This window comes from Ruegeria profundi (assembly GCF_049800715.1).
GTDB lineage: Bacteria > Pseudomonadota > Alphaproteobacteria > Rhodobacterales > Rhodobacteraceae > Ruegeria > Ruegeria profundi_A.
In genome coordinates this window covers 74,543-98,768 of the sequence record NZ_JBNAFO010000001.1, presented here as the reverse complement: position 1 = coordinate 98,768, position 24,226 = coordinate 74,543, and the positions used below count along the sequence as shown (strand labels likewise).

Here is a 24,226-nt window from a genome sequence, read left to right as displayed (position 1 = left end):
CTACCGCACAACGTAGACCGAGACGTTCGCATGCCGCACCACACGGGCGGCATTCGGCCCCAGAAGATAGTCTTTCAGGTCCGGCTTGTGCGCCCCGATTACGATCAAGTCCGACCCCGCGCTTTCCGCCGTTTTCAGGATCTCCTGATAAGCGGTCCCGGTGGCCACGACATGCCGGACGGAGGCGTTGCGCTCTGCACCCAAGGTCGCCACGCATAACTCGGTCAACTCAGCCTGTGCCTGTTCCAACGCCTTCTCGTGGTGGTCGGCCTCGAAGAATCCCGAGACCCAGCTTTCGCCATAGTCTGGAAGGACGGTCACCACATCCAGTTGCGCGCCGTCCATATCTGCCAGTGCGGCCGCTTTCTTCAGCACCGGGCTGTCCAGATCACCATTGCTGATATCTACGGCGCAGAGAACCGATTGTGTCATGCCGCCACCTCTTCTTGTCTGGCGGCCCGGCCGCGTTGCAGGAAGGCGATCAGGCCCAACAAGAGCATCGCCGGGATATAGATCAGCTGTTTCGGAGGCTGAGCGGACGGCAGGCTGACCGAGCTCAGACGCACCGCGTCATCGCCGTAATAGTCGAATATGCCAAGCTCATCCGCGACAGGCGAACCGAACAGAGGCTCTTCGAGCTTGACCAGTCCGTCCTCTTCCAAGAGCAGCAGGCCCATGGCGTCAACGCGCGCGGCACCGCCCTCTTCATCGCCGACAGTCACGACAACGGTAGTGTCCGTCATCTCGAGCGTGTCGAAGTCCGGTCCACTGACAACAACGCGGACCTCGGTGCCCGGAGGCGTTTCTCCGATGGTTTCCACGAAGGCGGCTGGCTCGACCGAGCTAAAGGGTGGCGAGATCCGGTCCATGAAGAAGTCTGGCCGGAACAGCGCAAAGGCCACCGCGATCAGAGCAACGCTTTCATAGATGCGGTTATGGGTCAGGAAATAACCCATGGTACCCGCCGTGAAGACCAAAATCGCAATCGTAGCAAATATGGCAACGGTGATCCCTTCGACCCATGTCACGTCGATCAGCAGCAGGTCTGTGTTGAAGATAAACACAAACGGCAGCGCAACGGTCCGCAGGCTATAGAAGAAGGCCGTGAAACCGGTACGGATCGCATCACCACCGGACACAGCCGCAGCCGCAAAGCTCGCCAACCCAACCGGAGGCGTCACGTCCGCCATGATCCCGAAGTAGAACACGAACAGATGCACGGCGATCAGCGGCACGATCAGTCCGCTCTGCGCGCCCAGCTCAACAACCACACCCGCCATCAGAGAACTTACGACGATGTAGTTCGCCGTGGTCGGCAGGCCCATACCCAGGATCAGGCTGAGGATACCAACCATCACCAGCATTAGGATCAGGTTGCCGCCCGACAGGAATTCGACCAGATCGGCCATCACTTGGCCCACACCGGTCAGGGTCACGGTGCCCACGATCACGCCCGCCGTGGCTGTAGCCAGAGCGATCCCGATCATGTTGCGCGCGCCGTCGATCAGGCCCTGCCACAGATCGGCAACACCATCGATGAAGCGGTTGTAGACCTCGCTCTCGCCCCGGAAGATCGCCTTGAGCGGCTTCTGCGTCAGAAGGATCACGAACAGCAGCGCCGTTGCCCAGAAGGCGGACAGCCCCGGCGATTTCTGCTCGATCATCAAGAAGTAGACCAGCACGATGATCGGCAGCAGATAGTGCAGACCAGCCTTGTAGATGTCGGCGATGACGGGCAGTTCCACCTCTTTGGCATTTGGATCATCCGGCTCAAGGTCAGGGACCTGCGCAGCCAGATACAGCAGCGCCACATAGACTGCGCAGACGATCAGGCTAAGCACCATGCCAGCGGCGGTTGGCACCATGCTGGTGACCGCTTCGACCGGGTATTGCGAGCCATAGCACAGGCCAGCAAAGACGATGAAGAAGGACAGCATCCCGACCACGGTCCGCGCGAGGTGAACCTCACGGTTGCCCAGCGTAGGCATGTTCCGCTTCACGGCTTCCAGATGCACGATATAGACCAGCGCGATGTAAGAGATCGCCGCCGGCAGGAAGGCATGAGTGATGACCTCAACGTAAGAAATGCCCACATATTCCACCATCAGGAAGGCCGCGGCCCCCATGACGGGTGGCATGATCTGGCCGTTCACGGATGAGGCAACCTCGACCGAGCCCGCCTGTTCGCTAGAGAAGCCGACGCGCTTCATGAGCGGAATGGTGAATGTACCGGTGGTCACAACGTTTGCAATCGACGAGCCCGAGATCAGACCGGTCGCCGCAGACCCCACAACAGCCGCCTTGGCCGGGCCACCGCGCAGGTGGCCAAGGGCGCCAAAGGCCATCTTGATAAAGTAATTCCCTGCCCCGGCCTTGTCGAGCAAGGCGCCGAACAGCACGAACAGGAAGACGAATTTCGTCGAGACTCCAAGCGCGATGCCGAACACGCCTTCGGACGTAATCCACATGTGGCTCATGGCTTTTTTCAGGCTCGCGCCTTTCCAGCGGATCACCTCAGGTACCCATTCGGACGAACCGAAGAAGACATAGGCCAAGAAGATCGTTGCAATAATCGCCATGGCCGGGCCTAGCGCACGACGCGCGGCCTCGAACAGTAACAGCAACCCACCCAGCGCGACCCATTTATCGGTGTCGTCCGCCAGACCGCCCGCATTCACGATCTTGTCGTAGAAGAAATACCCATAGAGCGCCACAAACGCGCCCAGCAGGCCCATAAGCCAGTCCTGCACGGGGATATAGTTCCGAGGGCTGGATTTCAGCGCCGGATAGGCCGCAAAAGCCAAGAACATCGCAAAGGCCAAGTGGATCTGGCGCGAGTTGTTGACCACGCTGCCGGGCAAAACGACGTTTGATACTGGAGAGGCCAAAACGACCTGAAACACTGACCAAAGCGCGGCGACGATCGCCAGAAAGATCCCGACACTACCGACCGGGTTACGACCGCCCGCGTCGGATGAGGCTACAAGCTCCTGCAGCTCTTCTTCGGATAGCGGTCGGTTGGATTGCGTGTCGGAACTCATATAAATGTCTCCCCGTCATCTGGCCTTTTTGGCCTTATTTTTGCCCGTTCGATCCGGGCTTGGGTTGCAGGGCGCCCTTGGGCACCCTGCTTTAGGTCTGGTTTACTGAACCCAGCCTTTTTCTTTGTAGTACTTTTCAGCACCCGGATGCAGCGGAGCCGACAGGCCGTCCGCGATCATCTCTTCGGGCTTCAGGTTTGCAAATGCAGGGTGCAGCTTTTTGAAATCGTCAAAGTTCTCGAAGACCGAGCTGACAACTGCATACACAGCATCTTCCGACACATCTGCCGAAGTTACGAATGTCGCGCCCACACCAAAGGTGGTGGTGTCACCATCTGAGCCACGGTACATGCCACCCGGAATGGTCGCGGTACGGTAGTACGAGTTGCCGTCGATCAGGCCGTCAATCGCGTCGCCAGTGACGTTCACCAGAACGGAGTCACATGCGGTGGTCGCTTCCTGGATCGAACCCGACGGGTGACCCACAGTGTAGATCATCGCGTCGATCTGGTTGTCACACAGAGCTGCCGACTGCTCGGCCGCTTTAAGCTCAGATGCCAGTTCGAAGTCGTCCAGCGTCCAGCCCATAGCTTCCAGAACAACGTCCATGGTGCCGCGCTGACCGGAACCGGGGTTGCCGATGTTTACGCGCTTGCCTTTGAGGTCTTCAAAGCTGGCGATGCCGGAATCGGCACGGGCCACAACGGTGAAGGGCTCGGGGTGTACCGAGAATACGGCGCGCAGATTTTCGAAGGGGCCAGCCTCTTCGAATTTCGATGTGCCGTTAAATGCGTGGTACTGCCAGTCGGACTGGGCCACACCAAACTCCAGCTCACCCTCGCGGATGGTGTTGATGTTGTAGACCGAGCCGCCGGTCGATTCGACCGAGCAACGTACGCCGTGTTCCTTGCGGCCTTTGTTGACCAGACGGCAGATCGCACCACCGGTAGGATAGTACACGCCGGTTACGCCACCTGTACCGATGGTGATGAACTCTTCCGCATAGGCGGCAGGTGCCATCATTGCAGCGGTCACAAACGCGCCGAGGCTAAGCTTGCTGCTGTTTTTCATTTAAGAACTCCCATTATTATGACTTGGGCGGGAAAAGGCTGACGCCTCCCTTCCGGGACCCGCATTGGGGATTGTGCCGATAGGTCAGATCAATCCGCATTGCAACAGGGCCAGCTGTATAGATTTTCCGATATCTCCCAACAGGTCCGAGGTTTCATTCAGATACGCTGAAAGTCAAGGCCAGCCCTTCAACAGAACGCCCCACGCATCAGATATGAGGTTGTTTTCAAATCTTTCCCCATCGCGCTGGGGCTTCTGACCCATTGGACCGCACATCGCGGCAAAACGCATTTTGTTCAGTGGATCGCGGGTTAAATGCCCAATTAGGGTGTACTTGCGTAGCATGACATCACCTGAAAAAGAAAAAACAGAGAGCAGGTTCCCCTAACTCTCTGTTTTTACTTTGGTACCCAAGGCCGGACTCGAACCGGCACGGTATCACTACCGGGGGATTTTGAATCCCCTGCGTCTACCATTCCGCCACTTGGGCCACGGACATTGGATTAGCGTCCCTGACTGGGAAGGTCCAGAGGCAAAAACACACTGCCCCGTCGATTGTTGGCCGCACGGCAGTTGACCCTCCCGCACGCCCGTGGTTTGCCTGTCACGACCCAAGACGCGACTGTGAGAGTGTGATGCTGCGATCCCTGTATGACTGGACCATTCGGCTGGCCGAGCACCCTCATGCCCTATGGGCTCTTGCAGTCGTGGCTTTTATCGAAAGCTCATTCTTTCCGATTCCGCCCGATGTCCTGATGATCCCGATGATTCTGGCGCGCCCCTCGAAGGCGTGGCTCATTGCAGGCGTTGCCCTGGTGGCCTCGGTTCTGGGCGGTATGCTGGGCTATGCGATTGGCGCCTTTGCCTATGAAAGCATCGGAAAACCCATTCTCGAATCCATGGGCAAGGCCGACGCGATGGAAGAGTTCAACACCCGCTTCAACGATTTCGGCTTCTGGGCCGTGCTGGCGGCCGGTGTTACCCCCTTCCCCTACAAGGTAATCACCATCATGTCCGGCTGGACCGGCATGCCGCTGGGTACCTTCATTGCGACCTCGATTCTGGCGCGTGCGTTGCGGTTCTTCCTTGTGGCAGGCCTACTGTGGAAGTTCGGAGAGCCGATCCGGGACTTCATCGAAAAGCGCCTCGGGCTTATGTTCACTCTGTTCATCATCCTGCTGTTTGGTGGGTTTCTGGCGGTTAAATATCTATGACAAAACGATCGACTTACGTGATCCTCGCAGCCGGAGGATCGGCAGCTCTATTGTTGGGCGCATGGGGATTTCAGCATATTGGTGGCCTGGCACCCTGCAAAATGTGCATCTGGCAACGCTATCCCCATGTTGCTGCAGTCGTGATCGGGGCTCTGGCCTTGGTGTTGCCAAAACTCAACCCGCTACCGCTGATAGGAGCCTTGGCCGCGATGATCACGGCCGGAATTGGCTTCTTCCACGCGGGCGTCGAGCAAGGATGGTGGGAAGGTCCCTCAACCTGCACCTCGGGCGATATCGGAGGGTTGTCAGCAGAAGAGCTGATGAACCAGATCATGGCTGCCCCGCTGGTGCGCTGCGATGAGATTCCGTGGGAAATGTTTGGCTTGTCCATGGCCGGATGGAACGCAGCCATATCTGCGGTTTTGGTATTGCTCTGGCTGGCCGCGTGGCGGGCGAAGGCTTAAGCCTCGTCCAGTTCCGCGTCCCAATAGAGGAAGTCGATCCAGCTGTCATGCAGGTGGTTCGGCGGGAATTTCCGTCCGATATTGCGCAAAGCCTCTGCATCGGGCTGACGCGGTGGTTTGCGCAGGTTCATTCCTGCCTGACGTAGCGATTTGGAGCCTTTGCGCAGGTTGCACGGGCTGCATGCCGCAACCACGTTCTGCCAGCTCGTCACACCTCCGGCGGCGCGCGGCACCACATGGTCAAATGTCAGGTTGTCCCGGCTTCCGCAATACTGGCAGCGGAATTCATCCCTCAGAAATAAATTAAAGCGCGTGAAGGCCACGCGCTTTCTGGGTTTTACATAGTCTTTTAGGACAACCACCGACGGTATTCGTATCTCGGTACTCGGGCTGCGGACCACTTCGTCGTATTCAGCCACGATGTCGACCCTGTCCAACCAGGCTGCCTTGACCGCCTCCTGCCACGGCCACAGAGACAAGGGATAGTAGGATAGAGGGCGGTAATCGGCATTCAAAACCAAGGCCGGATGCTGTTTGAGCATACCCGGTTCTCTTACAAAATCGGTCCTGAAGTCTCCGTCCATCACAGAATCGCTCCTCGCTCTCAGCTGCCCGTTTGTGACACCAGAGCGGAGAGCACCCGCTCCGGCCTTAAGATAACTATATATCGTGTTAAAACTCTGACAAGCCCTGAGTTTCCACAATATGTCGCAGACTGGGTAAGCCGAATCCGTAACAGACAGATGACAGTTATCCACAGGTTGCACACAGCGTGTTTTGCAGGCTATGGCGGAGGTATGAGCTGGTTCATTCGATTCAACAAACCCTTTGATGTGCTGCCGCAGTTCACCGACCGCGCAAACGCCGAGTCGCCGCGTAGCACCCTGTCGGATTTCATCGATCTGCCCGGCGTCTATCCCGCCGGTCGGTTGGATCGTGACAGCGAAGGGCTGATGCTGTTGACCGACAACGGCAAGCTGCAGGCGCAGATTTCAGACCCCAAGCACAAGATCGCCAAAACCTATTGGGTGCAGGTCGAGGGCGAGCCGGATTTGGCGGCACTCAAGGCCCTGCGCGACGGTGTCGAGTTGAAGGATGGCCTAACCCGCCCCGCCAAGGTGCGGGAAATTGAAGAGCCCGAAGACCTCTGGCCCCGTATTCCTCCAATCCGCGAACGCAAGACCGTGCCGGACAGCTGGATCGAACTGACGATTCGCGAAGGCAAGAACAGACAGGTGCGCCGGATGACAGCGGCGGTTGGTCTGCCGACCCTGCGCCTGATCCGCTGTCGCATCGGAGACTGGACGCTTGAAGGGCTCAAGACGGGCCAGTGGGACAGCCTGCCGATGCCGCAGATACAGGTTACGGCTCAGCGCAAACGGGATCGACGCCCCCGACGGTGACAGACCACAAGCGCCGGGCTAAACTGAACCGCATGAAGGTGACACCCGAGATACCGGCCCCCTCTGCCATCTTGGAAGCGGCGCTTTATGTCGATGATCTGGACGCCGCCGAACGGTTCTACGGTGAGGTTCTGGGTCTGGAAAAGATACAACGCATTGAGGACCGCCACGTGTTTTATCGGGTCGGAGCCTCTGTTCTGCTGATATTCAATCCTGAAAAGACCCAGCTGCCACCGCTAAACCCAGACCTGCCTGTCCCTCCGCACGGCGCGCTAGGGCCAGGGCATGTGTGCCTCGTCCTGACGCGGGATGAGATGGCTGCAATGCGAAAGCATCTGCTGGATTGGAACATCCCCCTGGATGCCGAGTTCGATTGGCCAAACGGCGCGCGGTCCCTTTACGTGCGGGATCCTTCTGGCAACTCGGTCGAATTTGCCGAAGGGCACCTTTGGGCCTGAAACCGTCAGCGCAAGGACTGCTTTTCCCCACCCACAACGCGATAGATCTCGCTTGAGATCACACCGACCTCAGCCAATACGGCTTGGAACGCCGCCATATGCGGGGCGGCGAAATGCGCCTCTAGCGACGCCTGATCCTGCCATTCTTCATAGACCCGGAAGAGGTTCGCGTGGCCGAGTACCTGACTGAACTCATAGATCAGGCAGCCCGGCTCTTTCACCGTTTCTGCGACCATCACCTTTGCAGCCTCGGCCGCCTTTTCTACATGATCGGCCGAGACTTCGACGGTTCCGGTGACAATCAACATGCGTTGCCCTTTCCAAGATCAAAGCGTTTCGAAATTCGATTGACCGGTGTGCCATCCCGCAGTGGGCGGCCATAGTCCACAGAATAGTCAACGAACCCCATTTTTTCGTAGTAGCCAAGGCCCGGCGAATTGTCCGCACGTATGGTAGCGTTGATCGCCTTGAACCCCAAGGTCGCCGCTGTTTTCGAGGTTTCTTGAAACAACGCACGCCCTGCACCACGCAATGGAGGATCGCGCCGGGTAAAGGTGGCAATATCCGCACAATCCTCGGGCAAGGCATCGTGAGTTCCCAACCACTGAAACCCGGCTAACGCGCCTTGGTCGTCCAGAGCGACGTGGCAGCAGATCTTATCGGCCCCGGTCAGATAGCTTTCTGCAAACAACGCCTCCGAAAACGGAATTTCATGTGCGGTTGTCCCACCTGCGGCGATGATATCGTTGAGAATGCGGCAGGCGTCGGCCACATCCTCGGGCATCATGGGGCGAACCGCAATCACAGCTACAGGCTCAGCTTGTCGCGCATGAAGGCTAGCGCCACACTCAGGCCGTCCGGCGCGATACCGTGGCCGGTGCCTTTCATGACATGGGCGTAGACCTCTTTGAAATCCGCCGCTTGCAGGGCCTCGGCCGCCTCGGGCAGCGATTGCGGAGGCACGACGTCATCGGCATCACCATGGACCAATAGGATCGGCATCCGACTGACCGTTTCGTCTGGAAGCAAGTCAGGCTCCAGCAAACGGCCTGAAAAGGCGACGATGCCAGCCACTGGGTCCTCACGGCGCGGGGCGACGTGCAGGCTCATCATTGTGCCCTGGCTGAACCCGAACAGTACGACCTGCTCGGGAAGCACGTCTTCGTCCACCATAAGCGCGTCGAGGAAGGCGTTGAAGTCGTCGCTTGCCATCTCCATGCCGCGTCGGGATTCTTCCTCGGACGATCCGTCGATCCACGGGATTGGGAACCACTGAAATCCATTTGGCATTCCTGGGATCTGCTCCGGCGCATCAGGGGCTACGAACAGCGTATCGGGCAAATGCTCGCCCAATGGGTCGGCAAGGCCCAACAGATCGGCTCCGTTCGCCCCATAGCCGTGTACGAACACCACGACCGAGCGTGTGTCGCCCGAAACCGGCTCTTTCCTGAGCGCGTTCAAAACCCGTGTCATCTGATCCCTTCTCTTTGCTTGGCCACCCGGTAATAGGCCCACAAAACCCGCGCCGCAACCGACCGCCACGGAGACCATGCCTCGGCCATCTGTCGCAGCTCTTTGTCTGTTGGACGTTTGGGTAGATCGTAGAGAACGCGCGCGGCCTCTTGCAGGGCCAGATCGCCCGGAGCGATCACGTCGGCGCGGCCAAGTGAAAACATCGCGTAAATCTCGGCCGTCCAGACACCGATTCCGGACACTTCGGTCAGGGTCGAGATGACTTCTACATCAGGAGCGTCGCGTAACGCTCTGTAATCAATACGCGCTTCAGCCAGAGCACGGGCATAGCGGATCTTCTGGCGGCTTAGCCCGACGGCCCGCAAATCCTCATCAGTCGCCCACATAATCTTGCGCGGGCCGGTCAGTTTCGCCTCTTGCATTCGTTTCCAGATCGCATTGGCCGAGGCAACGCTGACCTGTTGGCTGACGATTGCGCTCAACAACTGCGCAAAACCATCCGGTTTACGACGCAGAGGCAGAGGCCCCGTCTGTTCCATCGCATAGGCCATACGCGGACAGGATTGGGCAAGCCACTCGGCCCCTTCGGACACACAGGCGTTGGTTTCGATGATGCGTCCGACGGACATGTGCGCTCCGGTGTTTTCGGTCACTTGCACGTTAGGGCGCTTTGCCGCGTATGCAACCCGCTTGTGCAAGCCGCAGATCGCCGATACGCATGGCGTCATGACTGTGATTTCAGAGACTCCGAACGACTATCAGGCCAAGCGCAATGTTGCAGTCCTTGTGGCAGCGCAAGCTGTTCTGGGCGCGCAAATGCCAATGATGTTCATTGTCGGAGGGCTGGCCGGCCAATCTCTGGCCACAAACGCCTGCCTTGCGACGCTGCCCATTTCGCTGATCGTTTTGGGATCAATGCTGGCGGCAACGCCTATCTCTGCGATCATGCAACGCTGGGGCCGCCGCGCCGGGTTTCTGGTCGGAACAACCGCCGGTGCGCTTGGCGGTCTGATCGGAGCATATGGTCTGTATCTGGGCTCTTTCCCGGTTTTCTTGATCGGCAGTCTGTTGACCGGCATCTACATGAGCGCGCACGGGTTCTACCGTTTTGCGGCGGCTGACACAGCATCGGACGCGTTTCGGCCCAAAGCGATTTCTTATGTGATGGCGGGCGGGCTCGCAGCTGCCATAATTGGCCCGCAGATCGTCAAGCTGACCTCAACGGCCTATGTCATTCCGTTCCTGGGCACCTATCTGGCGGTGATCGGCATCAACGTCATCGGCTCGGCGCTGTTCTTCTTTCTCGACATCCCCACACCTCCGCGCGCGAGCGAAGACAGCCCCAAAGGCCGGTCGCGGATCGAGATGCTGAAGACCCCTCGGATCGCCGTCGCCATTATTTGCGCCATGGTGTCCTACGCGCTGATGAACCTCGTGATGACCTCGACCCCTCTGGCTGTGGTCGGGTGCGGATACACGGCCAATGATGCGGCAGATGTGGTGACTGGCCACGTGCTTGCCATGTATATTCCCAGCTTCTTCACCGGCCACCTGATTGCCCGTTTCGGCGTTGAAAAAATCGTTGCGCTCGGCCTTGCCATTCTCGGCGCCGCAGGCGTCGTCGCACTCCAAGGGGTGGAGCTTGGCAACTTTTTCATCGCTCTGATCCTGCTGGGGATCGGCTGGAACTTCGGCTTCATTGGCGCGACCTCAATGCTGGCCGATTCTCATGACGTGAGTGAGCGTGGCCGGATGCAGGGCATGAACGACCTTTTGGTGTTTGGCGGCGTGACCTTTGCCTCGCTGGCCTCGGGCGGGTTGATGAACTGCTCGGGTGGGTCCCCGGTCGAAGGGTGGACGGCTGTCAACCTTGCCATGGTCCCCCTCCTTACGCTGGCGGGAGGCGCATTGTTGTGGCTGGTCATGCGCCCGGCCGAGCCAGACACCGCCTGATCACCAGCGGCCCGTGCTGGCCGTCCACATCAGAGAGATCCTGCGCCCGAGTTCCCCCTGCGCCAGATCCCCGCGCGCGACACGCGCGGGATTGGCCAGGACCTTCCGCAAAACCCACTCGGCCTGCCATCCGGCATAGAGCGCCGGGCGAGCGGCGCGGGAAACCTCAGATCGCCTGCTGCGCGCGGACTTCAACCGCCTCAACGCAGTGTCCGCCAACGCGCGTACTCCGTCCTCAGTGCCGTCAAGCAAGGGAATCCGCCCTCGGGCCTCCAGTTCCGGAATGGCCCGAAACCAGTTTGCGACGCCGACTGCGTAGCCGAAATCGCGCAAAACGCCCTCATCCGCAGCCCCGAGGGATTGCGCAGCGACTACCATCAACGTTCCAGCGCTTTGGTCGATGTACTTCTCGAAATGCTCTGTATCCTCGAACGGATCGCGGTAGATATCCCACCGCCTGACAGCCACGTATTCATCCAGCAAACCGGCCAGATGTGGCGACAACACCCTGGACAGAGGGGTCACCACCTCATGCCGCCGCACCTGTCGCCCTTCGGCAATTTCCTGCAACGCATCGCGCCACCACTGCAGGCGCATTTCGGCAATCATCGCCTCTTGTGTGACCCATGGTGCGCGCGCAATTTCGGCATTCAACGCATAGATCGGAAACAGAACTGCCCGCGCTTCGACGGGGGACGCCATGGTGGCAAGAAAACGGTCCGGATCGGCCTTTTGCACAAGGGCCGCACAAGCCTTTACGTCTTCGTCAAAGACGGCGGTCACTCGGCCGCCGCTTTCCGATGCCCACTATCGCGGACCAGTTTCCACTGGATCGCCTCCAGCAGCGCTTCGAACGAGGCGTCGACTATGTTGGCACTTACACCCACGGTCGACCAATGCCGCCCCTGCCCGTCTTCGCTGTCGATGATGACGCGGGTCACCGCCTCGGTTCCGCCTTGGGTGATCCGCACTTTGAAGTCCACCAGCCGCATATCCGACAGCACCTGCGAATACTGCCCCAGATCCTTTGCCAGCGCCCTGGAGAGCGCGTTCACCGGCCCTCGGTCGCTGCCTTGGTCATCCACCGATTCACTGACCGAGAGCTTCTTTTCACCGTCCACTTTCACCACAACAACGGCCTCGGACAGGCTGACCATCTTGTTGTACTTATTCTTGCGGCGTTCAACGGTGACCTTGTAGCGCTTGACCTCAAAGAACTCGGGCATCTGCCCCAGCTCATCACGCGCCAGCAGCTCAAAACTCGCCTGAGCGGTATCGTAGGAATACCCCTCAGCCTCGCGCTGTTTGATCCGATCGAGAATACGGCCAAGGGCGGGATCGCCCTTTTCAACCATCAGGCCAGCGTCGTTCAGCCGTTTGCGCAGATTCGACTGCCCGGCCTGGTTCGACATCGGAATGATCCGCGTGTTCCCTACCGTCGCCGGGTCGATATGTTCGTAGGTCGATGGGTCCTTGAGAATCGCACTCGCATGAAGCCCCGCCTTGTGCGCAAAAGCCGAGGCCCCTACGTAAGCCGCTTGCTTGCTCGGCACCCGGTTCAGGATATCGTCCAACATCCTGCTCACCCGCGTCAAACCGGCCAGCGCGTTCGGGTTCACACCGATCTCGAACCCCGAGGCATAGGGCTCCTTCAACAGCAATGTCGGGATCAGAGCGGTCAGGTTGGCATTGCCACATCGCTCTCCCAAACCGTTCAGAGTGCCCTGAATCTGGCGCGCGCCCGCATCGACAGCCGCCAGTGAACACGCGACGGCGTTTTCGGTGTCGTTATGGGTGTGAATACCCAGCCGATCCCCCGGCAGACCTGCGGAGATCAACTCGGACACAATGCGCCCGACCTCGGATGGCAAAGCGCCACCATTCGTGTCACACAACACTACCCAACGCGCGCCCGCATCCAAAGCGGCCCGGCAGACCTCGGTCGCATAGGTCGGGTTGTCCTTGTAGCCGTCAAAGAAATGCTCCGCATCGAACAGCGCCTCACGCCCCTTCGCCACAAGATGCGCGACCGAGGCGCGGACGTTCTCGACATTCTCCTCCAGTGAAATGCCAAGCGCATGGGTCACGTGGTAGTCATGCGATTTGCCCACCAAACAAACGGCCTGCGTCCCGGCATTCATAACGGCCGCCAGGACATCGTCGTTCTCGGCCGACCGTCCGGAGCGTTTGGTCATGCCGAAGGCTGTCAACCGGGCAGAGGTCTTCGGAGCGACCTCGAAAAACGCGCTGTCCGTGGGGTTCGCCCCGGGCCACCCGCCTTCGATATAGTCCACCCCAAGCGCGTCCAAAGCCTGCGCGATCTGCACTTTCTCCGCCGTCGAGAACTGCACACCCTGCGTCTGCTGCCCGTCACGCAGGGTCGTGTCATAAAGATAGAGGCGTTCCTTGGTCATGGCTTGCTCCCGCTGGCCCAGAGTAGTCGATCTTTCCACGTGGCGCGCGGATTTCCTTCAAACATCTTCCAGTTTCGACGCATCAAATCCCGCAGCCGGAACCAGTTCAACGCCTTCTTTGCTCATGCGCACTTCCAGACCTGCGGCGACAAAAACGGATTTCAAACGGTCCACTTCTGAGAAGTCCTTGCTTTGCATCGCTTCGGCCCGTGCTTCAGCCAACCGGGCAGCGAAAGTGCTCAGATCCATCGCTTCGGCCCAAGCGCCCATATCATTGCCCAAAAGCCCGAGAACTTGTGCGCTGGCAAGCAGAGCCGCCGCATCTCCATCCGCAGCCAAACGGTGCAGTTCCGCGATGGCACCCGCCGTGTTCAGGTCGTCCGCCAGCGCCTCGATGACCGAGGGGGCCGCGCTGGCGGCGGGCTCGACGCCCGCTGTCAGCGCCCGCCACTTGCGCAAGGTGGCCTCGGCTTCACGCGCCTTTTTCTCAGTCCAGTCCATTGGCTTGCGATAGTGGGTCTGCAGGAAAACAAAGCGGATCACCTCACCCGGCACGCCCTGTTCCAGCAAGTCATGCACAGTGAAGAAGTTGCCCAGAGACTTGGACATCTTCTTGCCTTCGACCTGCAGCATCTCGTTGTGCAGCCAGACGCGCGCAAACTCACCCTTCGGATGAGCGCAGCAGCTTTGGGCGATTTCATTCTCATGATGTGGGAACATCAGATCATTGCCGCCGCCGTGAATGTCAAAACTCGCCCCCAGCAACTCATAGCTCATGGCCGAGCATTCGATATGCCACCCCGGACGGCCCCGACCCCAAGGCGAGTCCCACCCCGGCAGCTCATCGGTCGAGGGCTTCCACAGCACAAAATCCATCGGGTTCTTTTTGTAAGGCGCAACCTCAACCCGCGCACCGGCAATCATGTCATCGACCGAGCGACCGGAAAGCTTTCCGTACCCCGATTTCCAGCTATCGACAGCAAACAGCACATGACCTTCAGCGGCATAGGCATGACCTTTCGCAATCAGCCCGTCGATCATTTCGATCATCTGCGCGATATACTCGGTCGCGCGCGGCATTGCGTTTGGCTCCAACGCCCCAAGCGCGCCCATGTCATGCAGATACCAACCGATGGTCTCATCGGAGCGTTCCTGCACCAACTGCTCCAACGACCCCTCGGCCCCGGCCTGTTTGCGGGCCAGAGCGGTGGCGTTGATCTTGTCATCCACGTCGGTGAAATTGCGCACATAGGTGACCTGATCCGCACCGTAGACATGGCGCAGCAATCGATAGAGCGTGTCGAACACAACCACCGGCCGCGCGTTCCCCAAATGGGCCCGGTCATAAACGGTGGGTCCACAGACATACATCCGCACGTTATCGGAATCGATCGGAACAAAGTCTTCCTTCGTCCGCGTCCGTGTATTGTGCAGCTTGATTGTCGTCATCACTCGGGCTCCTAAAGCTTGCGCGTTGGCGCGGGCTTAGCAACTTGTCTCAGGGATGAAAACGAAAGAAACCGGCCCGCTTGAGAATTCAGCAGGTAATGCAGCAGATAATGGTGCAGATCATCCGGTTCATGCGCTCGGCATATCATGCGTCACGCGCCAAGCCAAGGCTTGAGTTCGCGCGTCTTCTCCAGCACTCTGCGCGCATGAGCCGGGATTTCGTCAACTCTATCTGCCGTAAGCTGCCGGGCGCCGAATGGTCGGATCCTTGGGGCGGCGGCCATGATGCGTGGAAGGTCGGCGATAAGATGTTTGCTTGCATCGGGACCGCGAATGATGGCGTTTCGGTTAAAACACCCGATATCGAAACCGCGCAGATGCTGATTGATGCAGGTGTCGGTGTGAAAGCCCCGTATTTCCACCGCAGCTGGGTTCGCCTGCCCTTTGACGCGGATGAGGACGAAATGCGGTACCGCCTTGCCGCCTCTTACGATCTGGTACGGGCATCGCTCACGAAAAAGGTTCAGGCCACCCTTCCTGCGCGAAGCTGATTGACAATTTCGGATCGCTCTGTCCCTGTCGCCACAAATACAAACCGAGGCAAGATCATGAAACTGTCAGATCGCATCACGCAGATCACCGGAGGCGGCAGCGACGGGTGGGATGTGTTCTATCGCGCGCGTCGCATGGTCGCCGAAGGCCACGCCGTGACGCAGCTGACAATCGGCGAACATGACATCGGCACCGATGCCTCGATCCTGGATGCGATGAACCGATCGGCCCGCGACGGCCATACCGGTTATGCCATGGTGCCGGGCACCGATCTGCTGCGCGACACGGTCGCCGCACGGGTTCAGACCCGGACCGGAGTACCAACCACCCGAAACAATGTCCTGATCACTCCAGGCGGACAGGCGGGGTTGTTTGCGGCTCATATGGCCGTGTGCAACCCCGGCGACGTCGGGCTGTTCCTTGACCCCTACTACGCCACCTATCCCGGCACCATTCGCGGAACCGGCGCTGTGGCGCGGGCGGTTCAGACCTCGGCTGAAGATGCCTTTCAACCGCGTGCCGAACAGATCGAGGCCAAGGTCGATGGCGCGGTGTCATTGCTGATCAACACACCGAACAACCCGACCGGAGTGGTTTACTCGCCCGAAACGCTGCAAGCCATTGCCGAGCTGTGCCAGAGGCGCGACCTGTGGCTGATCTCGGATGAGGTTTACGACACACAGATATGGAACGGCGCGCATCTGTCTCCGCGTGCCCTGCCCGGTATGGCCGATCGCACTCTGGTCGTCGGTTCCATGTCCAAATCGCACGCAATGACCGGATCACGTTGTGGCTGGATCATTGGCCCAGAAGAGGTCATCAGCCACCTCATCAATCTCGCCACCCACACCACTTATGGCGTTCCGGGCTTCATTCAGGATGCCGCGCGCTTTGCGCTGAACGCGGGTTCAACGCTGGAAGACAAGATTGCGGCCCCCTTCCGTCGCCGCCGCGCCCGCGCGCTAGAGGTGCTGGCCGAACAGAATACCATCGGCCTCGTCCCCGCGGATGGCGCGATGTACCTGATGTTGGATATCCGTGCGACCGGTCTGACCGGTGAGGGGTTTGCAAATGCCCTTCTCGATAAACACGCGATTGCCGTCATGCCCGGAGAGAGCTTCGGTACAGCCGCTGCAGGACACGTGCGGGTTGCCATGACCATCGATGATGACCGCTTCGAAACGGCTCTGAAGACGATCTGTGCCTTCGCATCCGAAATGGCAGGTCAGCAAGCCGCCGAGTGAAGGCGCTTAGAACCGGAACGTTGTGCGCAGGTTGAAGATATTCGTGTCCAACCCACCGCCCGAGCGGGTGACATCGTCAAAATCCTGCCGCAACGCTTCGCCACTGATCACGAAGTTGTCGCCGATGGGATAGGCAATGCCGATTCCATAAACCGCCGCTGTGTCATTCTCTTCCGAGGTTTCAACACGCGCAGCGCCGACCACGACATACCCCATTGCCGCGCCAAAATCATACCCGCCGCGAAACTTCAGCCGGGTTATACTGTCAACGCTGCCCTGATCCTGACCAAGGTTGAGGGACAGGCGGTTATACTCCAGCTCACCGCCCAGAACGAAGGCACCGAAATCGCGGTCATACCCGACATGAGGTCCGAAAACGGTATCGTTGCCACCCGCGCCACCAGACCCGTCCGCATCCGCGTAGCCAAAGCTGAACCCCGCATAGGCCCCCGTCCAGTCCTCGGCCGAGGCCGGGCTGGTTATCGCCATCGTCGCAGCGACAATAAGGGCCGAGAGGGGCTTCATACACGTCTCCAAATTAGGCGCATCGCCGGTTTTTTTGCGGACCAAACACCCGCGTATTTGAGTGTTTAACCTAGGAACGCCACTGCTAAATTCAAATCTGCATCAACGATAAGTGAATGCAGTATAACAGATTTCCCCTATAACGGGTTAAAATCTCTTTAAGATACGTTCAAAAACCCAGCGCGAGCCTTTTCACCATAAAAAACGCCCCGACCACCTGAGTGATCGGAGCGTTGAATAAGCGCCTGCATGGTTCTTAAAGATAGTCGGACCGCTGCAGACCGTATTTGGCCATCTTCTCGTTCAACGTCCGGCGCGGCAGGCAAAGCTCATCCATCACCGACGCGATCGAACCCTTGTGGCGGCGCATGGTGTTGTCGATCAGCATCCGCTCGAACGCTTCCACGTATTCCTTCAGGGGTTTGCCTTCGGTGGTCATGACCGGCTGCATTTCCTCGTGATCGGACATCAGCAAGGACGCAATCGTCCCGGAACCACGCCGCGATTGCAGCACCGCGCGTTCAGCGATGTTGATCAACTGCCGCACGTTGCCCGGCCAAGGGGCTTGCAACAGTTGCGCCGCTTCCTGCGCACTGACCTGAGGGGCGTCGCAGCCATATTCCTCGGCGAACTGCTCACTGAGGCGGGTAAACAGCGTCAGGATATCCTCACCGCGCTGTCGCAGCGGCGGCATTGTAATGCGCAGTGCGGCCAGGCGGTAGAACAGGTCCGGGCGCAGCACGTCCTCGGAGGTTTTACCCGCCTCTTGCAGGTTTGAGATCGCGACGATCCGCGTTTCTGCCGGTGTCCCCTGCTCGTTCATCACGCTCAGCAGGCGGGCCTGCAACGTGTCACTCAACGCCTCGACATCTTCCAGCACCAGCGTACCGCCTCGCGCCTCTTCAATCGCGGGAAGCTGCGCATCCTCGGGCATCATCGGGCCGAACAGGCGTTTCGAAAGCACTTCTTCTTCCAGCGCCGCACAGGACACCAGAACGAATTTCTTGCCCGCTCGGCTGCCAACGGCGTGCAGAGCATGCGCGACAAGCGTCTTGCCGGTACCAGTCTCTCCGTCAATCAGAACATGGCCGTCCGCCTGCCCCAGATCGAGGATATCCTCGCGCAAACGCTCCATCACCGGGCTAGCACCGATCAGTTTGTTCATGATCTGCGTACCACCGGACAGCTCACGCCGCAGGGCCCGGTTGTCCAGCGTCAACCGCCGTGCGTTGCTGGCGCGTTTGGCCAGTTCTGACATGCGGTCGGGGTTGAAGGGTTTTTCGAGGAAATCAAACGCGCCAACGCGCATCGCCTCAACCGCCATCGGCACATCGCCGTGGCCGGTGATCATGATAACGGGCAGCGTGCTATCCGCCCCCATCAGTTTTTTCAGCAATTGAATGCCGTCCATGCCCGGCATCTTGATGTCCGAGATCACGATCCCCGGATAATCCGGCCCGAGAACCTTGAGTGCATCTTCTGCGCTGGCAAAGGTTTCGGTGTCATATCCCGACAGCGCCAGCCATTGGCTGATCGACTGGCGCATGTCCTGTTCGTCATCGACAATGGCGATTTTCATGGCCTGTGCCATAGTATTCCCTCGTGTTATTCAGCGGCCTGGAGGCCGTCGCTTCCCAGTGGCAGTTGCATCTCGAAGACCGCGCCACCCTTCTGGCCGTTGCGTGCGGTTAGCCGTCCGCCATGGTCGTTCACGATCCCTGACGAGATAGCAAGCCCCAGCCCGACTCCGTCGCCGGGCTGCTTGGTGGTGTAGAAAGGCTCAAACAGGCTTTCGATATCCTTGATACCATACCCGTTGTCGCGCACGGTAAGCACCGCCATGTCGCCCGCCGCCAGGATGATCTCAACATCCGGCTCTGCTACAGATTTGGTGGCGTCCAGTGCGTTGCGCAAGAGGTTGACCATCACCTGCTCAATCCGCATCCGGTCGCCCATAACAATGACAGGGTCTTCGGGCAGGATCTGCGTGATCTTCACATGGCGCTGCCGCAGCTGAGGCTCCATCATCGACAGCGACGAGGCCAGCGCTTCGCCAAGGTTTACTGGCGAAAACGCATCCGCCCCCTTACGCGCGTAAGACTTTAGCTGCCGGGTAATCGCGCCCATCCGCTCGATCAGACCATCAATGCGACCAAAGCTGGCGAGGGCCTCTTCCGGTCGGTTTCTGCGCAGCAGCAGACGTGCCCCGGCAAGATAGGTTTTCATTGCAGCCAGAGGTTGATTAAGCTCGTGACTTACCGCCGCTGACATCTCGCCCAAGGCGGCCAGTTTGGAGCTTTGCGCAAGCGTCTGTTCCGCCAAATCCAACGTCTTTTCAACCCGTTCGCGCTCAGCGATTTCTCGCTGCAGCCTTGCGTTCAATGCGCGAAGCTCTGCCGACTCGCGCTGGAAAAGAACCACGCGCGAGGCCGCACGACGGCTGAGAAGATAGAACGCCGCCGCCAGGAGAATCGCAAAGCCCATGATTTCCAGCGCCAGCACGCTGTTCACCTTTTCGCGGATCGAGTCATAGGTGGTGAACGAGGCCATTTGCCAACCGCGGAACGGTATGCGTGTCTCAAGCCGAATGACGGCCTCACCTTCCAGATAACCATCCGGCGGCAATGCAGACCAGTCGGCCGTCGCCCGCAGCGCGCGCTGGATCGCACTTTCCGGCGTCTGCCGCAGCATGGCCGAGCTTTCGTCCAGCCCCCGCCATTGCGGCTCGGTCGACAGAATGATGTTGCCGGTGCTGTCCCGCACCAAAACGGCATCGGAGATCCCGGCCCAGGCGCGTTCGAATTTCTGCAGGTCAACCTCTACCACGATCACGCCGAGGATCTCGGAATTCGCTTCGATCCTGCGGGAGTAGATAAAGCTGTAGTCGCCGGTTTCGCGCGGGCTGACCGTGAAAATCGTCGCGTTCGAGCGGATTGCATCCACAAAATAGGGCGCATTGCGATGCCCTTCGAGCAGGCGATTGCGGTCAGTAGCCGCCACCGTTACGCCATCCCCGTCCATCAGCATCAGGGACGCGGCCCCGATCTCTTCCACGAAAGAGATCAGACGCTGGCTGGACAACAGATAGTCACTGGATTGCAGTGCCGAGATCAGCGTCGGGTCCCGCGACAGAAGCTGCGGCACAATCGCATTGCGTCGCAATTCGCTAAGGAGGTTGCCAGAATACAGGGCAAGGCGCAGCTCGGCGCGGTTGCGGGTCGACTCAGTGAAACGGTCGGTCAGCAACCGGTTCGTCACCCAGATCGTCGCAACAGCGGTCAAAAGGACGAGAATAACAGCCACACGTAGCCGCCACCCCAAAGGGGCGCCGCGAAATGGACGGGTCATTTTGTCCTTAATCGAGTGAAGGCCTGAACTCATTCCCGAAAGTTACGCGGGCTGAGCGGCGACCTCAAGTCACGCCGGGGCCAGAACGCCCGACAATGCGCGGAACAATGCCGTCCCGTCGGTGCCACCATGCCCTTCATCCGCTGCGCGTTCGGGGTGCGGCATCATGCCAAGAACGCGACGGTTTTCCGACAAGATGCCCGCGATATCCCCGACCGAGCCATTTGGATTCTCGGTATAGGTGAACGCAATCCGGTCCTGATCCTTCAGCGCGGACAAGGTGGCGTCATCGGCGAAATAGTTTCCGTCATGGTGGGCAATCGGAATGCCGATCATGTCGCCTGCATTGTAGCCTTGCGTGAAGGCGCTGTCGCTCGTTTCGACCTTTAGGCCAATCGTTTTGCAGATGTATTTCAGACCGGCATTGCGCAGCAGCGCACCGGGCAGGATTCCGGTTTCAGTCAGGATCTGGAACCCGTTACAGATGCCAACAGCATAGCCGCCACGCTCGGTATGATCGACCACAGCCTTGCAGATCGGAGATTGCGCCGCGATGGCCCCACAGCGCAGGTAGTCGCCATAAGAGAAGCCACCGGGAACGCCGACGATGTCGACCCCCTCGGGCAGCGCGGCATCCTTGTGCCAGACCATGTCAACGGCGAATCCGGCCTGTTCAAAGGCTACGGCAAGGTCCCGGTCGCAGTTTGATCCGGGGAATACGATGACGGCTGCGCGCATGGCGGACCCTCCTAGCAAGTAAAATCAGTGACAACCGCCACACCCGGAGGTGCAGGAGCGTCGAAAGCGGCGAGTTCTTCACTCACCTGGTTCAGAGATACGTGTCGTGTCACGAGCGGGCTGAGATCAAGATCCGAACCCATGATCAACGACAGAAGCGATGGATAGCGCCAACTGGGCATCCCTCGTGTTCCATATACAGAAAGCTGACCGGAATAGAGCACATCCATCGGCAGCGTCATAGCCGCATGATCGCCCGCAGGCATGCCGATCTGAACCATCCGGCCCAGTTTGCGCAGGGACCGCATCGACGCCACGGTCGTGGCTTCAATCCCCAACGCCTCGATTGCCACATGGGCACCACCGCCAGTGATATCTTTCACCGCTTCAGGCGCATCGCATGTCGCCGCGTTCACAACCGCATCCGCGCCCAGGGATTTGGCGTAGCTCAGCTTGTCTTCCGAAATATCGACGACAACCACCCGTGCGCCAAGCGCCTTGCCCAATAACAGGGTTGAGACGCCTACTCCGCCACCGCCGAACACGGAAAGCCATTCGCCGCCTTGTAGCTGCGCGCGTCCAACCAGCGCCTGCCACGCGGTCGTCACCCGACATCCAAGCGCCGCCGCGATCTCGGGCGCGAGTGTCTCGGGCAGTTCCGTCAGATTGGCATCCGCATGCGCAACCGCAATATACTCGGCGAACGCACCGTCACAGGTAAACCCCGGCACGACCTGGTCGGCGCAAGTGGTTTGGTTGCCTTGAGCACAGTCCTGGCAATGACCACAAGCCAGAATGAAAGGCGCAATCACCCGATCACCGGTTTTCCAGCGGCGGACGCGGCTGCCTACCGCAACTACCTCACCGCAGTATTCGTGACCGGGAGTCATCGGCAGGATCACATCCGGGTCTGAACCCGACCACGCATGCCAATCTGACCGGCAGACGCCGCAGGCCAACACTCGGACGACAACGCCATCCTCGGCCGGTTCAGGGTCGGGAATGGTGGTCAGCTCCAGCGGCTGGCGATAGGTGATCAGACGCGCTGCCCGCATCCAATCAGACCAGTTCGATCTCGTAGCGTTCGATGACAGTGTTGGCCAACAGCTTTTCGCACATCTCGGTCACGTCTGCCTCGGTCGCGCCTTCGGCCAGTTCCAGATCAATGACCTTGCCCTGGCGCACAGCTTTGACCTGATCAAAGCCCATGGCACCCAATGCGTGGCGGACCGCCTCACCCTGAGGGTCCAGCACCCCATTCTTGAGCATCACATGCACCCGTGCCTTCATCTTCGCAACTCCACCTGAGGGCCACGATCGAAGGCCCATTTCGTTGCGCGGGGGATAGCGCGGTTGCGCCTTTGGGACAACCCTGTTTGCGGCGAAGATTGAAAAGCTACGAAAGGGCGTGCCTCAAATCGGTCCGCGCGGGTGATGCGGGTCGAACGGCATACCCTGCTCTCGCACGAAAAACGCCGCCCAGATCGGGACGGCGCTTTGCAAATCTTTTAGGCAGAGGCCGAGATCAGTTGATCAGCGTCGGCTTGGTCACGTTGCTTTGCGGCAGAACACCCAAGCGGCGCGCGACCTCGGAATAGGCGTCGGTCAGGTTGCCGAGATCGCGGCGGAAAACATCCTTATCCAGCTTCTGGCCGGTTTCGATATCCCACAGGCGGCAGCTGTCGGGGCTGATCTCATCAGCGACGATCAGACGCTGGTAATCACCGTCGAATACGCGGCCGATCTCAATTTTGAAATCAACCAGTCGAATGCCCACGGCCAGCATGACACCACTCATGAAGTCGTTCACGCGCAGTGCGAGGCTGAGGATATCGTCCATGTCCTGCTGACTGGCCCAGCCAAAGGCCGCAATATGTTCCTCGGTGACCAGCGGATCACCCAGAGAGTCGTCCTTGTAGCAGTACTCGACAATCGGACGCGGCAGCTGCGTGCCCTCTGCAATGCCCAGACGTTTGGACATCGTACCGGCTGCATAGTTGCGCACGATCACTTCCAGAGGGACGATCTCGCAATTCCGCACCAGTTGCTCGCGCATGTTCAGGCGGCGGATGAAGTGGTTCGGAACACCGATCTGGGTCAGGCCGTTCATGAAGAACTCGGACAGGCGATTGTTCAGGACGCCTTTGCCGTCGATCACGTCTTTCTTTTCCGCGTTGAACGCGGTTGCGTCATCCTTGAAGTACTGCACGATTGTGCCCGGCTCGGGGCCTTCATACAGAATCTTGGCTTTGCCTTCGTAGATTTTCTTGCGACGCGCCATCGGGGCCCCTTCCATATCGGCAATACGCGCAGATCGCGCGGCTGCGGCCCTCATAGAACAGCCCGCCCCAACCCGCAAGTTGTCTGGTTGCTTTCCATCAGAGCATCCGCTTTCGAAAGGTTCCTCATAGGTATTGCGCACCCTTAAGACCTGCCAACGAAGCCTGCGTGCAGCAACACAGCGCATTTGGTCGCGCAAGGCCCATTTTCGCTATACATTCCGAAATTCGTTTCTTATCTAGATGAGGAATGTCCACGCTATGAGGTCCCAATAAAATGACCACGTTCGACGAACGCGAAAACGCCTTTGAAGCCAAGTTCGCCCATGACGAAGAAATGCAGTTCAAGGCCCAGGCCCGCTGCAACAAACTGCTGGGCCTTTGGGCGGCGGCAAAGCTGGGGAAAACCGGCTCTGAAGCGGACGACTACGCCAAAACCGTCGTGATCGCCGATATGGAAGAGGCAGGTCACGAAGACGTCGTGCGCAAGGTCTCTGCCGATCTGGGCGGTCTATCCTCAGATGACGAAATCCGCGCCAAAATGGCCGAGCTTCTGCCCGAAGCCAAAGCTCAGGTCATGAGCGAGACGAACTAAGCCAC

Annotated in this window: 26 protein-coding genes and 1 tRNA gene; 8 read left to right on the top strand and 19 right to left on the bottom strand. The window is 59.2% G+C overall.

What is annotated here, in order from left to right; all coding sequences use genetic code 11:
* From ACP15L_RS00500 to ACP15L_RS00485, 4 genes are all read right to left on the bottom strand, one after another.
* Positions 1-432 carry a universal stress protein gene (locus tag ACP15L_RS00500; RefSeq protein WP_425082740.1) on the bottom strand — a complete coding sequence of 144 codons (432 nt, stop codon included), beginning with the start codon at positions 430-432 and terminating at the stop codon, positions 1-3.
* On the bottom strand, positions 429-3,041 hold the full coding sequence (locus ACP15L_RS00495; protein WP_425082739.1) for a TRAP transporter permease: 2,613 nt from the start codon (positions 3,039-3,041) through the stop codon (positions 429-431). The genes ACP15L_RS00500 and ACP15L_RS00495 overlap by 4 nt, the downstream gene beginning before the upstream one ends.
* Positions 3,042-3,143: 102 nt before the next feature.
* Positions 3,144-4,112: a TAXI family TRAP transporter solute-binding subunit gene (locus ACP15L_RS00490; RefSeq protein ID WP_170467054.1), complete on the bottom strand. Its 969-nt coding sequence runs from the start codon at positions 4,110-4,112 to the stop codon at positions 3,144-3,146.
* 404 nt (positions 4,113-4,516) lie between these two features.
* Positions 4,517-4,602: transfer RNA gene (locus ACP15L_RS00485), tRNA-Leu, on the bottom strand.
* 145 nt (positions 4,603-4,747) lie between these two features.
* Between ACP15L_RS00485 and ACP15L_RS00480 the strand changes: the two genes are divergently transcribed.
* On the top strand, positions 4,748-5,326 hold the full coding sequence (locus tag ACP15L_RS00480) for a YqaA family protein (protein WP_425082738.1): 579 nt from the start codon (positions 4,748-4,750) through the stop codon (positions 5,324-5,326).
* Positions 5,323-5,790, top strand: a complete 468-nt coding sequence (locus ACP15L_RS00475) for a disulfide bond formation protein B (RefSeq protein WP_170638759.1) — start codon at positions 5,323-5,325, stop codon at positions 5,788-5,790. Before ACP15L_RS00480 ends, ACP15L_RS00475 begins: the two co-directional genes overlap by 4 nt.
* Here ACP15L_RS00475 and ACP15L_RS00470 read toward each other — a convergent pair.
* Positions 5,787-6,374 (bottom strand): HNH endonuclease, encoded by a 588-nt coding sequence (locus ACP15L_RS00470; protein ID WP_170458136.1) that lies wholly within the window; start codon positions 6,372-6,374, stop codon positions 5,787-5,789. The two genes, ACP15L_RS00475 and ACP15L_RS00470, sit on opposite strands and share 4 nt — an antisense overlap.
* 213 nt (positions 6,375-6,587) lie before the next feature.
* On the opposite strand from ACP15L_RS00470, the gene ACP15L_RS00465 reads away from it, so the two are divergent.
* Positions 6,588-7,193 carry an rRNA large subunit pseudouridine synthase E gene (locus ACP15L_RS00465; protein ID WP_425082737.1) on the top strand — a complete coding sequence of 202 codons (606 nt, stop codon included), beginning with the start codon at positions 6,588-6,590 and terminating at the stop codon, positions 7,191-7,193.
* Between the two features lie 32 nt (positions 7,194-7,225).
* Positions 7,226-7,651 carry a VOC family protein gene (locus tag ACP15L_RS00460; RefSeq protein ID WP_425082736.1) on the top strand — a complete coding sequence of 142 codons (426 nt, stop codon included), beginning with the start codon at positions 7,226-7,228 and terminating at the stop codon, positions 7,649-7,651.
* A gap of 5 nt (positions 7,652-7,656) precedes the next feature.
* Here ACP15L_RS00460 and ACP15L_RS00455 read toward each other — a convergent pair whose 3' ends face one another.
* Genes ACP15L_RS00455 through ACP15L_RS00440 form a run of 4 tightly spaced genes read right to left on the bottom strand, consistent with a single transcriptional unit; the run spans position 7,657 to position 9,753 of the window.
* A complete protein-coding gene (locus ACP15L_RS00455) occupies positions 7,657-7,959 on the bottom strand; it encodes a putative quinol monooxygenase (protein WP_425082735.1) in 303 nt (100 codons plus the stop codon).
* A complete protein-coding gene (locus ACP15L_RS00450; protein WP_425082734.1) occupies positions 7,953-8,456 on the bottom strand; it encodes an N-acetyltransferase family protein in 504 nt (167 codons plus the stop codon). The genes ACP15L_RS00455 and ACP15L_RS00450 overlap by 7 nt, the downstream gene beginning before the upstream one ends.
* A gap of 2 nt (positions 8,457-8,458) precedes the next feature.
* On the bottom strand, positions 8,459-9,124 hold the full coding sequence (locus ACP15L_RS00445) for an alpha/beta hydrolase (RefSeq protein WP_170479682.1): 666 nt from the start codon (positions 9,122-9,124) through the stop codon (positions 8,459-8,461).
* The gene (locus ACP15L_RS00440) at positions 9,121-9,753 is read right to left on the bottom strand and encodes a DNA-3-methyladenine glycosylase family protein (protein ID WP_425082733.1); all 633 of its coding nucleotides are present in this window, start codon (positions 9,751-9,753) and stop codon (positions 9,121-9,123) included. The genes ACP15L_RS00445 and ACP15L_RS00440 overlap by 4 nt, the downstream gene beginning before the upstream one ends.
* A 97-nt stretch (positions 9,754-9,850) precedes the next feature.
* Between ACP15L_RS00440 and ACP15L_RS00435 the strand changes: the two genes are divergently transcribed.
* Positions 9,851-11,077: an MFS transporter gene (locus tag ACP15L_RS00435; protein ID WP_425083195.1), complete on the top strand. Its 1,227-nt coding sequence runs from the start codon at positions 9,851-9,853 to the stop codon at positions 11,075-11,077.
* Here the strand turns inward: ACP15L_RS00435 and ACP15L_RS00430 are convergent, their stop codons facing one another.
* Genes ACP15L_RS00430 through cysS form a run of 3 tightly spaced genes read right to left on the bottom strand, consistent with a single transcriptional unit; the run spans position 11,078 to position 14,940 of the window.
* The gene (locus tag ACP15L_RS00430; protein WP_425082732.1) at positions 11,078-11,860 is read right to left on the bottom strand and encodes a squalene/phytoene synthase family protein; all 783 of its coding nucleotides are present in this window, start codon (positions 11,858-11,860) and stop codon (positions 11,078-11,080) included.
* Entirely contained in the window at positions 11,857-13,491 is a 1,635-nt protein-coding gene (gene cimA, locus ACP15L_RS00425) for a citramalate synthase (protein WP_425082731.1), read from the bottom strand. Before cimA ends, ACP15L_RS00430 begins: the two co-directional genes overlap by 4 nt.
* A 57-nt stretch (positions 13,492-13,548) precedes the next feature.
* Positions 13,549-14,940 carry a cysteine--tRNA ligase gene (gene cysS, locus ACP15L_RS00420; protein WP_425082730.1) on the bottom strand — a complete coding sequence of 464 codons (1,392 nt, stop codon included), beginning with the start codon at positions 14,938-14,940 and terminating at the stop codon, positions 13,549-13,551.
* A 98-nt stretch (positions 14,941-15,038) separates the two neighbouring features.
* On the opposite strand from cysS, the gene ACP15L_RS00415 reads away from it, so the two are divergent.
* Both ACP15L_RS00415 and ACP15L_RS00410 read left to right on the top strand, forming a co-directional pair.
* A complete protein-coding gene (locus ACP15L_RS00415; RefSeq protein WP_425082729.1) occupies positions 15,039-15,491 on the top strand; it encodes an MmcQ/YjbR family DNA-binding protein in 453 nt (150 codons plus the stop codon).
* A gap of 57 nt (positions 15,492-15,548) precedes the next feature.
* On the top strand, positions 15,549-16,736 hold the full coding sequence (locus tag ACP15L_RS00410) for a pyridoxal phosphate-dependent aminotransferase (protein ID WP_425082728.1): 1,188 nt from the start codon (positions 15,549-15,551) through the stop codon (positions 16,734-16,736).
* A gap of 6 nt (positions 16,737-16,742) precedes the next feature.
* Here the strand turns inward: ACP15L_RS00410 and ACP15L_RS00405 are convergent, their stop codons facing one another.
* The 7 genes from ACP15L_RS00405 to purC form a co-directional block, all read right to left on the bottom strand.
* Positions 16,743-17,261: an outer membrane protein gene (locus tag ACP15L_RS00405; RefSeq protein ID WP_209254895.1), complete on the bottom strand. Its 519-nt coding sequence runs from the start codon at positions 17,259-17,261 to the stop codon at positions 16,743-16,745.
* Between the two features lie 256 nt (positions 17,262-17,517).
* Positions 17,518-18,852, bottom strand: a complete 1,335-nt coding sequence (locus ACP15L_RS00400; RefSeq protein WP_170373631.1) for a sigma-54-dependent transcriptional regulator — start codon at positions 18,850-18,852, stop codon at positions 17,518-17,520.
* Positions 18,853-18,866: 14 nt separating this feature from the next.
* Entirely contained in the window at positions 18,867-20,609 is a 1,743-nt protein-coding gene (locus tag ACP15L_RS00395; protein WP_170373630.1) for an ATP-binding protein, read from the bottom strand.
* 69 nt (positions 20,610-20,678) lie between these two features.
* The gene (gene purQ / locus ACP15L_RS00390) at positions 20,679-21,347 is read right to left on the bottom strand and encodes a phosphoribosylformylglycinamidine synthase subunit PurQ (RefSeq protein WP_425082727.1); all 669 of its coding nucleotides are present in this window, start codon (positions 21,345-21,347) and stop codon (positions 20,679-20,681) included.
* Positions 21,348-21,358: 11 nt separating this feature from the next.
* Positions 21,359-22,402, bottom strand: a complete 1,044-nt coding sequence (locus tag ACP15L_RS00385) for a zinc-dependent alcohol dehydrogenase family protein (protein ID WP_425082726.1) — start codon at positions 22,400-22,402, stop codon at positions 21,359-21,361.
* A gap of 4 nt (positions 22,403-22,406) precedes the next feature.
* Complete coding sequence (gene purS, locus ACP15L_RS00380; protein ID WP_419739650.1) at positions 22,407-22,637, bottom strand: phosphoribosylformylglycinamidine synthase subunit PurS; 231 nt, start codon at positions 22,635-22,637, stop codon at positions 22,407-22,409.
* Between the two features lie 235 nt (positions 22,638-22,872).
* On the bottom strand, positions 22,873-23,628 hold the full coding sequence (gene purC, locus ACP15L_RS00375; RefSeq protein WP_170467720.1) for a phosphoribosylaminoimidazolesuccinocarboxamide synthase: 756 nt from the start codon (positions 23,626-23,628) through the stop codon (positions 22,873-22,875).
* A gap of 275 nt (positions 23,629-23,903) precedes the next feature.
* Here purC and ACP15L_RS00370 point away from each other — a divergent pair, with 275 nt between their 5' ends.
* Entirely contained in the window at positions 23,904-24,221 is a 318-nt protein-coding gene (locus tag ACP15L_RS00370; protein ID WP_425082725.1) for a DUF1476 domain-containing protein, read from the top strand.
* Positions 24,222-24,226: the final 5 nt, after the last annotated feature.